This is a genomic window from Candidatus Tisiphia endosymbiont of Melanophora roralis (assembly GCF_964026575.1).
Taxonomy (GTDB): Bacteria; Pseudomonadota; Alphaproteobacteria; order Rickettsiales; family Rickettsiaceae; genus Tisiphia.
Genome location: NZ_OZ032161.1, coordinates 1,389,111 through 1,402,722 on the forward strand (window position 1 = coordinate 1,389,111; position 13,612 = coordinate 1,402,722).

Sequence of the window (13,612 nt, forward strand, 5' to 3'; positions counted from 1 at the left end):
TGGTGTTCAAAATAGCTAACAACTCAAGAAAAGTTGATAAGGATTTATATAATAATTCTGCAGAGGATTTCATTCCAATTGCTTGTCATTATAATGAGAATACTTTGTTAACTAAGAATGGTGAACTACTCCAAACTATCCAAATAAATGGTATCAATGCAGAAAATATTAGCACTAAGTTATTCAATTTACGAGAAGTAGTGCGTAATGCGATTAAGAAAAATGTTCGTAATAAAAATTTTGCATTTTGGATACATACTGTACGACGTAAGACAAACTTAGATGACCCAACTCCTTACAATAAATTGTTACCAGCTAATATTCACAATTTATGGCAAAAAAAGAATTACTGGGATGATAAATTTGTTAACACCTTATATATCTCAATAATTTATGATTCTGCTGAAATTAAAGTTAAAAATCTCAACTCTTTAATAACATCTTTGTTTTTTGATAAAGTTGTCAGTCTCCAAAATAAGTACTTAAGTAGTGTTTTTGAAATACTAAATAGCACTGTTGATACAATACTTTTGGATTTACAAGATTTCGGTGCAGTAAAGTTAGGAATAAGATTTGAAGGGGAAGAATCTTACTCTGATCTGATGTTTTTATATCGTAGAATAATCCATCTCAACGAAGAATATTGCCTAGTACCGATTGCAAATCTATCTAATGTTTTAGCCTCTAATCAATATGCAGTTGGTAACGATAAGATTGAAGTAATAAGTAGGCATGATAAAAAGTTTGCATCCATTATTTCAATAAAGGAATATCAAGAAGTATCATCAGCTGCACTTGATGGATTCCTACAATTACCTGTAGAATTAATAGCAACAGAAATATTTTACTTCGTTGATAAAAAAGAAGTATCTAAAACATTTGAACAACAGGCATATATTTTACAAGTTAGTAAGGATACTAAACTTGCTGAAATTACAGGAATAGATAAGATAATGAACCTTGATGCTTCAATCCCGAACCAATTTTGTAAACAACAAATTTCTATTGCTATTATAGGGTCAGACTTGGAAAAATTGGATCAATCAATTGCCCAAGCATCTAAGGAACTTGCTAAAATTGGCATTGTCCATGTGCGAGAAGATATAAACTTAGAGCAGACATTTTGGGCACAACTCCCAGGGAACTTTTCCTATGTTAGGAGGCTCGCTCCCACAATTATAGAAAATACCGCCGCTTTGGCCTCATTACATAATTTCCCGACCGGAAGCCAAAATAACATATGGGGTAAAGCGGTGACTTTGCTTAGAACAGAAAAAGGAACTCCTTACTTTATGAATTTTCATGCTAAAAGTAATAATAGAGGGAATACTTGTATTTTTGGCACAGCTAATACTGGTAAGACTGTACTAACAAATTTTTTAATTTCTGAAGCCACTAAATACAAGCCAACAATATTATATCTTTCCAATAATAATAATTCAAAGATTTTTGTTGAATCAATTGAAGGGCAGTGGTTTGAAAAGGAGAAGAACCTAATAAATCCATTTCTACTAGATGATACTCTAGAGTCAAGGCATTTCGTTACCGAATTTCTTAAGATAATTTGTAATCATTCTTTTTACCCTCTAACCAAAGCAGAATTAGCTTTTCTAGAAAACTTCGCTGATAAAATTTGGACTTTAGATAATAAAGATCGTAATTTTTCCTCCATTTTAAAAACAATGGACTTTTCTATAGAAGGTGGAGATTTAATTAAACTAAGGTTGACTGATTATACAAAAGGAGGATTATATGATGGTATATTTGATAGTGATAAATTCCCTTTATCTGAAGGTGGCATACTCGGATTTAATTTGTACCCTTTCTCTGAGAAGTCTTTTACAGAACGTTTTTATCCAACAGATAGAAAACTTCTAGAAGATTTTTCAATGAATTTGACTAAGCATAATAGTTTATGTGTAGGATTAATATATGCTTTTAATTATCACTTAACTATTATAGGGAAGAGTCCAAAAATATTAGTAATAGATAATCTAGATTCCTTGTATAGACCGGAAAATTTTGATAACATATCACAAATGATTTCTGATAGATTGCTGAGTAATAATGGAATAATGGTTAGTAATTTTAATTTTAGTTATCTACAGTCGATAAAAACAAAGGTGCTACAGAATTGGTTGGATTTAACAGACACTAAAATAATTTTACCATCAGAAATAAAATTACAGTATTTAGAACAAATTTTAGGATTAAATGAATCAGAAATAAATAAATTATCGAAATTTACAATTGCTTCTAGAATGTTCTTAATAAATCAAAATAATCAATCTATTGCTTTGGAGTTAAGTATAGGAAGTTTAATTGGCATTATCAAGATTCTATCCTGTAGAACCGAGGAATTGAAAATATATCAAGAAATATTACAACAATATCCAGGACATCCTGATAATTGGATTAATCCTTTGTATATAGCATTAAATCATATTTAGTTGTAAGAGGAGTTTGGTGCTAAAAAAATATTATCTAGCATTTTTTTTGTTGATTTACTCTAGCAAGAGTTATGCATCATTTTGGGATGGAGTTGCACAATGTCTCAGTAACCCTTGCAATTGTGGTTATGACACGATAGATGAAATATGGAACGGAATTAGAGTAAGAAAAGGAATAGAGCCAAATCCTATGTGCCCACCATGGAATAAGCGGGATGGACGCGATACAGATAATTGCTTGATTCAATTTAACCCTCCTGAGAATTTTATTGGATTTTATCTTCATCACTGTGCAGAACATACCACAGAAAGTTCCTATTTTGCACCAAAGATTCGTATAAGAACTCAAAGTTGTAATGCATTTGCATGCTGGAATCAATCCACTACTTTGAATTGGGATGGTGAATGTGTAATATGGCCTGGGGCTTATGCCCTACCCTTACTCAGAATTTGTGCTAGGGTTGCTGTTCCTGCAGTTGCACCAACAGCCTTGAATAGTAAAGGAACGCCAGCAGACCCTGGTTATACACCTGGAAAACATTTGAATGATGTTGGCTCTACAGAAGATGATAAACCGATTATTGGAGATGATGGAAAACCGATTGTTGGAGATGACGGAAAACCGTTTAATAGACCAAAGCTATGCGCATATAGTGATCCTGGCTTGGTAAATCTTGTTTCAGCTACCGGAGTTCACTTAGATCCGATGGACTGGAATCCAATAAGACAACCTCTTCATAAAACAGATGAGTTACACCCTTTTGCAAAAATTCTAAAGTTTTTAATAGACATTAAGTCTAGTATGAGTATATCAGTACTATTAGGTAAGTTATTAGACATGATTGCTTCTGACAATACACCAGGTCTTGATGTTATAAAAGAAATAGTTAAATGGATAGGATATATTTTTGAACAACAATGGATGTATGAGGTGGCAAAAAAAATAGTAGAAGCACTTGGTGCACTAAATCGTTCTGTTGATGACTACCAATTTGGTTGCGTTGAATTACCATTTGGTCCTTTTCCACCACCATATTGCCCTAAATTAGAACAATTCATTATTACTCCCACTACAAAGCTTGTATGCAGTAAAAAGAAAAATGGTTTATTTGTTCAATCTTCAGATGCACCATGCGTAGTATCTAAATTAAGAAATAATCTTATTCATAATGTCGTACGTGTTAGTTTAGACAATCTTGTGCCTCTTTGTAAAAATGAAGATCCTCAAAAAACCGATAAATGTGTAAGAATAAACAATCTTGATCCATTTTCTTCAGCTAAAGGAATTCATATTGCTACCGCTCAACGCGATGCAATAAAAAAATGCTCAGCTGGTGATACAAAACTTTGCGTTAACACGAAAATTGACTTTAAATGTAGTATTACTGAGAATGGTTGCGAAGATGGATTTAGGATAGTCTACGCACAAAAAGTAGGTGATATCTCTACACCAAGTAGTTACTATGTTGATGATTTACCTGATTGTGATAGCGAAGGAGCAAATGGTAAGATTACTTGTCAAGAAATATGGGGCATAAATATTGGCGAGTTTATTGATGTTAATCTTGCATTTCCTAGTATACAAGGTCAAGATGGTACAAGTTTACTACCGCTCAAGAAAACCTTTAAGCTCAGAGATAATGTTGATGACAGGTCTTTTGTTGCTTCAATTACTAGAAATACTACCTTAAACCCTCATCTTAGTCGTGATCCAAAATCTATTTGTGTAGCAGAAGGAGATAGCTTGGTTGGTTGTGAAGACAGGGTAACAGATGGTTACCAAATCCTAACCTACCAGTGTGAAGGATTTCCTGGAATTACTTGCCATAATAATAGCTATTATAACCCTCAATTTATTGCGTCAATACGAGTGTCAGACGATAAAGGGAATATTGTTGATTCAACTAGTACTGTTATTACACCGTTATCTGCTAGTAATCCAATACCAATAGCCAATAAGACAGAAGAAATAATAAATTTAGCAGGATTTAATTTTACTTCCTTCATGGCATATATTTCTAATACCCCCCCAACTATATATACTGCTATGCCATTTTCTGGCAAAAAATCTATGAATCCTTTAACTATATATGGTAACTATAAAGACGACAAGACCCCTTATGATGTTAAAGGAATTCCTACTACAGGTGTGGTATATTTAAAGGGTCTTGAATATATAAATGGTAAATATATTCAAGGTGCAACGCATGGTTGTTTACAATTAAAAGATATAGACAAATGTATTCCTGGAGTAAATAATACTAACTGTGTACTAGCAAAACTACTTGAATCAGATACAGTTGATTGCTCAAAATTTAAGACAAAAAGTATGCAATACCTAGGCCTGCAAATCTGTCAGGATACTCATACTGGTTGTAACTCTGCGGAGACTATAGATGATCTTAAGACAAAGGGTATTACGATTTATAAATGTGCTAACTCTGCGTATTGTTATAAAAATAATCGTAAGCCAGATGTTGAAGTATGTAAAGTTTCTTTAGATACCAATAATAGAATTGATCCCTCCCCGTCACTAGGCCCTACAATAAACACTGATGGAAAGTATTACACTGCTACTTTTAATAAGGATGGTGTTCTTATTGATAAGAATGGTGCTTTTGTCGATAAAGATGGGATCCCTGTAGATAAGGATGATGTTATTGTCAATGAAAATGGTATTTTTGTCAATAAGAAGAATGGTACTCTTGTTTATCAGGATGGTACTTCTATTGAAAAGACTGCTGCAATCCGAGATAAAACCCCACAAGAATTAGGTTTTTGTACTTCAGTTCCTGCCCCTAAATGTCAAGCAATTACTACCCCGACTAATGACAGTGGTAACGCAACATGGGCTAGCACAGAAATAGGTGATCCTGACACAAAAATAGGTGATTTGGCACTAGGTACTTGTAAACCTGGTTGGGTAGTAATTGATCCGAATAAACCACTACAACGTTATTGTCTATCAAATATCGATACTAAAACAGTGACCTTTGAAGGCTTACCGGATGGTGTAGGATGTAAAGAGAATACTGGTCTTAATTTCAAATATACAAGCGACTTCAAAGGCGATTTTCCTGTTAAAAATAGTTATGATGATGCCACTAAGGTTGGAACCTTTATATTTGGTGCTCCATACGATTCTGCAGGTCATTCTCCAGCTCATCTAATAGATACATTACATTGTGCAAATTATGAGTTTGATATACCGAATACTAATAAGCTAGACTATTTTACAGTAGGTGGTACTGGTTCGTATTATGATGATTACATAGTGATCAAAGTTAATAATCAACTTGTTCATGCTGGGCCTACTACTTCTGAGTTTAATTCTATGCAATGTAGGGATTTTAATGGTGATAACTGTGTTGTTTACATTTATAAAACTTACCAAGGAAAATTTGTGAAAGCACGCGACATATATAGATCTACTAACCTACCACAGCTTGATTTGATGCCACGTTTACGAAATGGTAAGAATAATCTTAATATTTGTGTTGGGGTTGTTGGGGGAGGAGTTTTGAATTTGACTATTAAATATCAACTGAAATAACCTGAGTTTGATAAAGACATCAGGCTATCACCATTACTATTAGTCAATTTAGGAGGATTGGTTTAGTTGCAACGCAACTAGCTGTGAGTAATTTAATTTGTGCTAGACATGTTGCTACGGCCGTTTCAGTTCGGAGGATATTTGACCCTAGACTTATTGATAAAGTATTGGGTCTTAATGAAAGCATTTGAAGTTCATTTTGTGAAAAACCACCTTCTGGACCAACAACAACTGAAAGATTTGCCGAAATATCTGATGAGTATATAGGCATGATTTTTAATAAAGTATTATTTTCATCTTCATTTTCATTGGCATATATTATAGAACTACCTAGAGTTTGTTCTAGGAAAAGACTAAGTGATACTACTGGCATAAGAATGCAGGCTATTAAACGCTCGGACTGCTCTGTAGATTCGATAATACATTTCATCAATCTTTGAGTATTAACAGTGCGAAATTGAGATCTTTCGGCGATTAGTGGAATAATTTTTGTTACCCCAAGCTGTACAGCCATATCTATGGCATCCAACATTCTATCACTTTTAATAATGGATATTCCTAAAGTAAGTTCAGGTTCAACTGTTGCTTTTCTTAAAATATTAGTAAGTCCAACATGTAAATTATTTTTTGTCATACCAGTAATTTGTGCTATAAACTCACCATCTGTGCCGTTAAAAATTCTAAAATGATCGCCAACCTTTAGTCGTAATACTGTTTTAAGGTAGTGACTATGATCTTCTGCAAGATTTAACGAATAGTTTTCAATTAGTTTGATATTGGTATATATTCTGTGAAGACGAGAAGTTTTCATAATTTTAACTCTAATGGTTAACACCTAGGCATTTTGATTTTTTCATTTACTTCAAAATATTATTTTAATAATTAAAATTATGTTTTGAGTAACAATATATTATTAAGGAAAAAACAACAATGAAAAAAAACTAACTCAAACAGAAGGAGATAATGTAGTATGAAAAGAAAATTCACAGAAATAGAAGATAACTTGTTTAAAACACTTCATAAAAAGGGTAATCCTTTAGTATTGTATAATATTTGGGATGTTGGTTCAGCACAGATTGTAGAGAAGTCCGGGGCGAAAGCATTAGCTACAAGTAGCTGGGCAGTAGCAAAATCTTATGGTTATGAAGATGGTGAGAAATTCCCACTTAAATTAGCCTTACAAAATTTAAAGAATATTATTGAAAAAGTCAAAGTACCTGTGAGTTTTGATTTTGAATCAGGATTTGCATCGAAGTTAAGTGATTTAATAGAGAATGTTGAACACGTAATTAAAACAGGGGCAATTGGTATAAATTTTGAAGATCAAATTATTGGAAAAGAAAAGGCAAGATACTCTATAGAAGAACAATGTAAACGAATTAAAGCAATTAAAGAAGCTATAAAGGAGTTATTGCCTAATATGTTCATTAATGCTAGAACGGATATCTTTCTTCAAAAAGATACATCTGAGCATAATGAACAAGACTTAAAAGAAGCTATAGAACGAAGCAAAGCTTATGCAGAAGTTGGAGCTGATGGGTTTTTTGCACCAGGCTTAGCAAATCATAATTTTATAAAACAATTATGTGAATTTTCACCTATTCCTGTCAATATAATGGTGCAAGATATAACGACAGTAAAAAACCTTGTTGATTTAGGTGTATCTAGAATTAGTTACGGTCCTTTCCCATATATTGCAGTGATGCAAGAATTGGATAAATCTGCAACTAAAGTGTTAACATATATAGATACAAATAAAAAGACGTAATAGGAGAGGACTAGTACATATTATGGATAAAAAAAAAGATACTACCATAAAAGATAAAAAAGAAAAGCCAAAGGAAATAGGTGGTTTCAAGGGTCAAGAACCCACTATCCACGGAGATTGGCAGCATAAAGGTAGGGTAACTGATTTTTAAAAAATTTATGCCAAGTTTTCATCAAATCAAAGTTCTACCATATAATGCACAAGAATTATATTACTTAGTTCTTGATGTAAAGTCATATCCTGAATTTTTGCCATGGTGTAAGGCTGCTAGAATTATCTCAGAGAGCGAGAATCAAATTATAGCTGAATTAGTAATTCAGTTGAAAGGTTTCACAGACAAATATCAATCAAAAATTATATACTCAAATGATTTAACGAAACAAAGCTATTCTATTGAAGTAGAAGCAGTTTCTGGACCATTCAAATATTTAAAAAACTTATGGCAATTTTCCAAAGAAGATACTGGTAGTAAGATAGAGTTCTTTATTGATTTTAAGATGAAATTTGCAATAGTTGACAAGTTAGTTAATATATTTTTTACTGATGCTACTGAAAAAATGGTTGATGCATTTGAAAAAAGGGCAGATACTATGTTAACTAAAATAAACTTAGCAAACTACTCTTGAAATAGGGATCAAAATAGCCTAAAAGGTTATTAAATACTATAGATTTCTGCCTTCGCGGGAATGACATCATGCGAATTCGGGATAAGAATTGACAAATTCTTATCCCGAATTGGGGTACATCGAGAGTGTATTTAGGGTTTACATAGAAAATTTATAAAACCAAGAGTTTAATTTATGTCCTCTTTGCAATATAAACGAGTCCTATTAAAAGTTTCTGGCGAAGCCTTAATGGGCAACAAACAATTTGGTCATGAATACTCTATAATCCTAGGAATTGCTGAAGATATAAAGGAAGCAATTGATCTTGGAATAGAAGTATGTGTGGTCGTTGGCGGTGGCAATATTTATCGTGGCACTGATGTCTTATTTGGCATGGAAAGAGCTGCTGGTGATTATATTGGCATGCTTGGCACGGTAATAAACGCACTTACTCTACAAAATATTATGGAAAGTTTGGGTGTTCATACTAGAGTCCTTTCTGCAATCCCTATGATGAGCGTTTGTGAGCCTTATATACGTCGTAAAGCAAAAAAACATATAGAAAAAGGTAGAGTAGTAATTTTTGCCGGCGGTACTGGTAATCCATTTTGTACTACTGATAGTGCAGCTGTTTTAAGAGCAATTGAAATGAGCTGTGATTTATTACTAAAAGGTACTAAGGTTAATGGTGTATATAATGCAGATCCGACAAAGAACCTTAATGCAGTGAAATATTCTACTATAAGTTATACTAATCTTTTAAAAGATAATTTACAAGTTATGGATATTGCTGCTATTGCTGTGGCTAGAGAAAACAACTTGCCAATTAAGGTATTTTCTATTAAAGAGAAAGGTAATTTTGCAAAAGTACTGCAAGGAAAAGGTGAATATACAAAAATTCAAGAAGGTGAGTAAAGTATGGATAAAGCAACTATACGTAAAGAATTACAATCAAAAATGGATAGTTCGATAAGGGTATTAGATCACGAACTTAAGGGACTCAGGACTAGTCGAGCTTCAGTTAACTTACTTGACCCTGTATTGGTTGAAGCATATGGAGATAAAGTACCATTGTCGCAAGTAGCAAGTCTCTCAACTCCAGATGCACGGACTATTACTGTACAGGTGTGGGATAAATCTATAGTAAAATTTGTAGAAAAAGCTATTATGGATACAAATTTGGGTCTAAACCCATCATCAGATGGACAGCTAATAAGAATCACAATACCGCTACTTACTGAAGAACGCCGCAAAGAGCTTGTTAAGTTTGCTCACAAATATGGAGAGAATACTAAAATTGCCTTGCGTAATATAAGAAGGGATGGTAATGAAGATTTAAAAAAGTTAGAAAAAAACAGTATCATAACTGAAGATGAACAACATAACCTATCAGAAGAAATCCAAAAATTAACTGATGAGTATAGTAATAAAGTAGACTTGCATGTTAAACAAAAAGAACAAGAAATACTGACTATTTAAGTCTAAAAATAGGTGTCATTCCTCAAAGAGATGCCACCTAAATGACTTAGGTATATTTTTTCATAAAATAACCATAAACTATTAGTGCAGACATATTTCATGCTATAATGACTATAATATTTAAGGTATATAATGATTACAAATGAAGAAGTACAAAAAATAGCAAAACTTGCTAGGTTTAATTTTACCCAAAAAGAGATAAGCAGTTTTGCCCATCAATTAACTGAGATGATGAATATGATCAACATTTTAAACGATGTAGACTGTAGTAACGTTGAACCACTTACTTCTGTTTGTGATATGCACCAAAGAATGCGAAAAGACCAAGTATTGTATGGTGACATTTCTGATGAATTATTTGCTAATGTGCCTAATGATAAGGCAGAACTTGCCAAAGAAGTAAAATGTTTTGTTGTCCCAAAAGTAGTAGAGTAAAATATGTCAGAAATTATAAAATTAACCATCACACAAGCCCTTAAAGCCTTAAAAAATAAAGAATTTTCGTGTGTTGAGCTGACTAAAGCACATATTAAAGAAATGGACAAACATAAAGAGTTAAATGCTTATATTACTGAAACTACAGATATTGCTTTAGAGCAAGCTAAAATTGCTGATCAAAATTATCATAATGGAATAGCAAGACCCTTAGAAGGAATTCCTATTGCTGTAAAAGATCTCTTTTGTACAAAAGGAGTACTAACTACTGCCGCCTCAAAAATACTCAGCAACTTTGTACCAACATACGAATCTACTGTAAGTAAAAATGTTCGAGATCATGGCACAATAATGCTTGGTAAGGCTAATATGGATGAGTTTGCCATGGGATCGGCTAATATTACTAGCTATTTTGGTAACGTTATTAGTCCTTGGAAAGCGGTAGATGCACCTACAACTCCGGTAGTCCCTGGTGGATCTTCTGGAGGCTCGTCAGCTGCTGTCAGTAGCTTTTTAGCTATGGCAGCTCTTGGAAGTGATACAGGAGGTTCTGTTCGCCAGCCCGCTAGTTATACTGGGCTTGTTGGCTTCAAACCAACATATGGTCGCTGTTCTAGATATGGTATGATTGCTTTTGCCAGTTCGCTTGACCAAGCTGGAGTACTTACAAGAACTGTTGAAGATACTGCTTTAATGCTACAAGCCATGATTGGTTTTGATGAAAAGGATTCTACTTCTATAAACTCTGAGGTACTGGAGCTAAGATCAGCATGTAATAGTAGTACAAAAAACATGAAAATAGGTGTACCATTTGATATTATGAAACAAGATGGTATACAACCGGATATTATTAAGATGTGGCAGCATACTATTGATATTCTAAAAAACGATGGGGCAGAAATTATTGATATTTCATTACCCTATTCTAAATATGCTCTAGCTGCATATTACGTTATAGCACCTGCTGAAACCTCATCTAATTTATCTAGATATGATGGTATAAGATATGGAATTAGGGTAGGAAATGAGGGAATATCTATTGAGGAAATGTATGAAAAAACAAGGACTGCTGGCTTTGGTGCTGAAGTTAAAAGACGTATTATGATTGGTACTTATTTACTTTCATCTGCTTTTATGGATGCTTATTACTTAAAAGCCCAAAAAATAAGACGCTTGATTTCAGATGATTTCAAGAAAGCTTTTGCACAAGTTGAAGCAATAATTTTGCCATCTGCACCATCCGAAGCTTTTAACTTAGGTGAGAAACAAGATAATCCTGTGACAATGTATTTAAACGATTTATTTACTATTCCAGCTAGTCTTGCCGGTCTTCCTTGTTGCTCTGTACCTGCTGCATTATCTTCTAGGGGGTTGCCTCTTGGCATGCAAGTAATAGGAAAAGCCCTTGATGAATATAATACTCTAAAGGTAGCAGCAGCAATTGAGCGTGGTTCAAGAGATATTAGTTTTGTATATTCTAATAAACGCTAAAGTTATCGGAGTTAATTTACCCCAATTAGGGATAAGAATTAGTTAATTTTTATCCCTAATTGGCTTTAATATAAGGAAAAATGCATTCTTAAAGCGGCTAACGCGAATGCATTTTAAACCTTTCTAAAGCTAAAAACATGATTTTAATCTTTTAAAATCATGTTTTTAGCAAAATATTAATTTAACAATCAGATGCAGAGCCGTCTCAAATCTGATTGTTTCGATAATTTCACCGAATTTGGGATAAGAATTGACAAATTTTTATCCCGAATTCGCGTAATTTGATTATTAGAGCTTAAAATGTCCGGGTTACCGATCTTATCAATAAGTATTTTTTTGCCTTTAGTAAGTGCATTATATATTCTGCTATTTATCAACCAAAGTAGGTCAGTAAATAAGCAAGCCCAAAATAAACAAGTTTATGCGATGTATGTCGCAGTTTTAAGCTCTATCCTAACCCTAATATCTACTATTTATTTATTAGTTCAATTTGATAATACATCAAAACTTTATCAATTTGTAGAATGTTATAGTTGGATTCAATCTATAGGTCTTGAATTCCACATTGGAGTTGACGGAATTTCAATATTTTTTGTTGTTCTGACAAGCTTTTTAACCCTTATCTGTATTATAGCTAGCTTATTTACCGTCAAAAAATATATCAAAGAATTCTTATTTTGTTTTTTATTAATTGAGTCTTTTTGCATTGGGGCTTTCTGCTCAATGAATTTACTATTATTTTACTTATTTTTTGAAGTAATATTGATCCCTATGTATATAATTATAGGAATTTGGGGAGGGGAAAATAAAGTTTATGCTGCCGTAAAATTCTTCCTCTATACTTTTTTGGGGTCGGTATTTTTCTTATTGTCACTCATATATATTTATAGCCAAGTTCATAGTTTTAATATGCTTGATCTAAACGAATTAGTACCTTCATTAACATTACCGGTGCAGAGGGTTTTATGGTGGGCAATCTTTATAGCCTTCGCAGTGAAAGTTCCTATGCTGCCGTTCCATACGTGGCTTCCTGATGCACACGTACAAGCACCAACTGCTGGATCTGTCATTTTGGCTGGTATATTGTTAAAACTTGGAGCATATGGGTTTTTACGTGTATCATTACCAATGTTTCCAAATATATCAAAAGAATTTGCATTTTATGTATTAGTGCTGAGTATTTTTGCTGTAATATATGGTTCACTAGTAGCACTGACTCAAAGAGACATGAAAAAGATGATAGCTTATTCATCGATAGCTCATATGGGCTATGTGACTGGAGGAATTTTTAGCTTAACAGAAGCTGGGATTAAGGGAGCCATATATCAAATGATTAGTCATGGCACTGTGGCATCTGCTTTGTTTTTGATAATTGGTACTTTGTATGATAGATTGCATACTAAGGAGATAGACAAATATTGTGGAGTGGCAAATAAAATGCCAATACTCGCCACCTTTTTCATGATTGCCATGCTTGGCTCTATAGGTTTACCAGGCACTAGCGGTTTTATAGGAGAATTTTTAAGTTTGGTAGGTATTTATCAAGCTAATGTAGTAGCAGCTATTATAAGTAGTGTTGGCATTATTCTTGGAGCTGTTTATATGCTAAAACTTTATAAGGAAGTAATGCTAGGACAAATTACTAATAATCAGGTTATAAGTTTTAAAGATCTATATCTTTATGAGATACTTGCAATTATGCCGCTTTGTGTAGCAATAATTTATTTAGGTTTGTTACCAAATACAATTATGAACATACTGGATTTATCAACTCATAAAATTTTATCACAAATACCTTGTGTTGTAAAATAATTACTTAAATTAACTTAAT

Annotated in this window: 10 protein-coding genes and 1 pseudogene; 10 read left to right on the top strand and 1 reads right to left on the bottom strand. The window is 33.1% G+C overall.

Annotated features, from left to right (window positions below; all coding sequences use genetic code 11):
- Nucleotides 1-11: 11 nt before the first annotated feature.
- Together AAGD53_RS06745 and AAGD53_RS06750 are read left to right on the top strand one after the other, a co-directional pair.
- Nucleotides 12-2,450, top strand: a complete 2,439-nt coding sequence (locus AAGD53_RS06745) for a VirB4 family type IV secretion/conjugal transfer ATPase (RefSeq protein WP_341763443.1) — start codon at nucleotides 12-14, stop codon at nucleotides 2,448-2,450.
- Between the two features lie 16 nt (nucleotides 2,451-2,466).
- Complete coding sequence (locus AAGD53_RS06750; protein WP_341762666.1) at nucleotides 2,467-6,003, top strand: hypothetical protein; 3,537 nt, start codon at nucleotides 2,467-2,469, stop codon at nucleotides 6,001-6,003.
- A 43-nt stretch (nucleotides 6,004-6,046) separates the two neighbouring features.
- On the opposite strand, the gene AAGD53_RS06755 is transcribed toward AAGD53_RS06750, so the two are convergent.
- Nucleotides 6,047-6,814, bottom strand: coding sequence for a 16S rRNA (uracil(1498)-N(3))-methyltransferase (locus tag AAGD53_RS06755; RefSeq protein ID WP_341762667.1), 768 nt, complete (start codon nucleotides 6,812-6,814; stop codon nucleotides 6,047-6,049).
- Nucleotides 6,815-6,973: 159 nt separating this feature from the next.
- Here AAGD53_RS06755 and AAGD53_RS06760 point away from each other — a divergent pair, with 159 nt between their 5' ends.
- The 8 genes and pseudogenes from AAGD53_RS06760 (at nucleotide 6,974) to AAGD53_RS06795 (ending at nucleotide 13,593) form a co-directional block, all read left to right on the top strand.
- Nucleotides 6,974-7,771, top strand: a complete 798-nt coding sequence (locus AAGD53_RS06760) for an isocitrate lyase/phosphoenolpyruvate mutase family protein (protein WP_341762668.1) — start codon at nucleotides 6,974-6,976, stop codon at nucleotides 7,769-7,771.
- A 64-nt stretch (nucleotides 7,772-7,835) separates the two neighbouring features.
- Nucleotides 7,836-7,922, top strand: a pseudogene (locus tag AAGD53_RS06765) (DUF1674 domain-containing protein); the annotation flags it as partial.
- Between the two features lie 7 nt (nucleotides 7,923-7,929).
- Entirely contained in the window at nucleotides 7,930-8,397 is a 468-nt protein-coding gene (locus AAGD53_RS06770) for a type II toxin-antitoxin system RatA family toxin (protein ID WP_341762669.1), read from the top strand.
- A 174-nt stretch (nucleotides 8,398-8,571) separates the two neighbouring features.
- The gene (gene pyrH / locus AAGD53_RS06775) at nucleotides 8,572-9,291 is read left to right on the top strand and encodes a UMP kinase (RefSeq protein ID WP_341751544.1); all 720 of its coding nucleotides are present in this window, start codon (nucleotides 8,572-8,574) and stop codon (nucleotides 9,289-9,291) included.
- A 3-nt stretch (nucleotides 9,292-9,294) separates the two neighbouring features.
- Nucleotides 9,295-9,855, top strand: a complete 561-nt coding sequence (frr, locus tag AAGD53_RS06780; RefSeq protein WP_341762670.1) for a ribosome recycling factor — start codon at nucleotides 9,295-9,297, stop codon at nucleotides 9,853-9,855.
- Nucleotides 9,856-9,987: 132 nt separating this feature from the next.
- Nucleotides 9,988-10,290 (top strand): Asp-tRNA(Asn)/Glu-tRNA(Gln) amidotransferase subunit GatC, encoded by a 303-nt coding sequence (gene gatC, locus AAGD53_RS06785; protein ID WP_341751542.1) that lies wholly within the window; start codon nucleotides 9,988-9,990, stop codon nucleotides 10,288-10,290.
- A 3-nt stretch (nucleotides 10,291-10,293) separates the two neighbouring features.
- Nucleotides 10,294-11,781: an Asp-tRNA(Asn)/Glu-tRNA(Gln) amidotransferase subunit GatA gene (gatA, locus tag AAGD53_RS06790; RefSeq protein ID WP_341762671.1), complete on the top strand. Its 1,488-nt coding sequence runs from the start codon at nucleotides 10,294-10,296 to the stop codon at nucleotides 11,779-11,781.
- Between the two features lie 300 nt (nucleotides 11,782-12,081).
- Entirely contained in the window at nucleotides 12,082-13,593 is a 1,512-nt protein-coding gene (locus AAGD53_RS06795; RefSeq protein ID WP_341762672.1) for an NADH-quinone oxidoreductase subunit M, read from the top strand.
- The last annotated feature ends 19 nt before the right edge of the window (nucleotides 13,594-13,612 follow it).

Excerpts from the sequence above, each read along its gene's own strand:
- AAGD53_RS06755 (WP_341762667.1), bottom strand. The coding sequence starts at position 6,814 with ATGAAAACTTCTCGTCTTCACAGAATATATACCAATATCAAACTAATT.
- AAGD53_RS06760 (WP_341762668.1), top strand. The coding sequence starts at position 6,974 with ATGAAAAGAAAATTCACAGAAATAGAAGATAACTTGTTTAAAACACTT.
- AAGD53_RS06770 (WP_341762669.1), top strand. The coding sequence starts at position 7,930 with ATGCCAAGTTTTCATCAAATCAAAGTTCTACCATATAATGCACAAGAA.
- pyrH (WP_341751544.1), top strand. The coding sequence starts at position 8,572 with ATGTCCTCTTTGCAATATAAACGAGTCCTATTAAAAGTTTCTGGCGAA.
- frr (WP_341762670.1), top strand. The coding sequence starts at position 9,295 with ATGGATAAAGCAACTATACGTAAAGAATTACAATCAAAAATGGATAGT.
- gatC (WP_341751542.1), top strand. The coding sequence starts at position 9,988 with ATGATTACAAATGAAGAAGTACAAAAAATAGCAAAACTTGCTAGGTTT.
- gatA (WP_341762671.1), top strand. The coding sequence starts at position 10,294 with ATGTCAGAAATTATAAAATTAACCATCACACAAGCCCTTAAAGCCTTA.
- AAGD53_RS06795 (WP_341762672.1), top strand. The coding sequence starts at position 12,082 with ATGTCCGGGTTACCGATCTTATCAATAAGTATTTTTTTGCCTTTAGTA.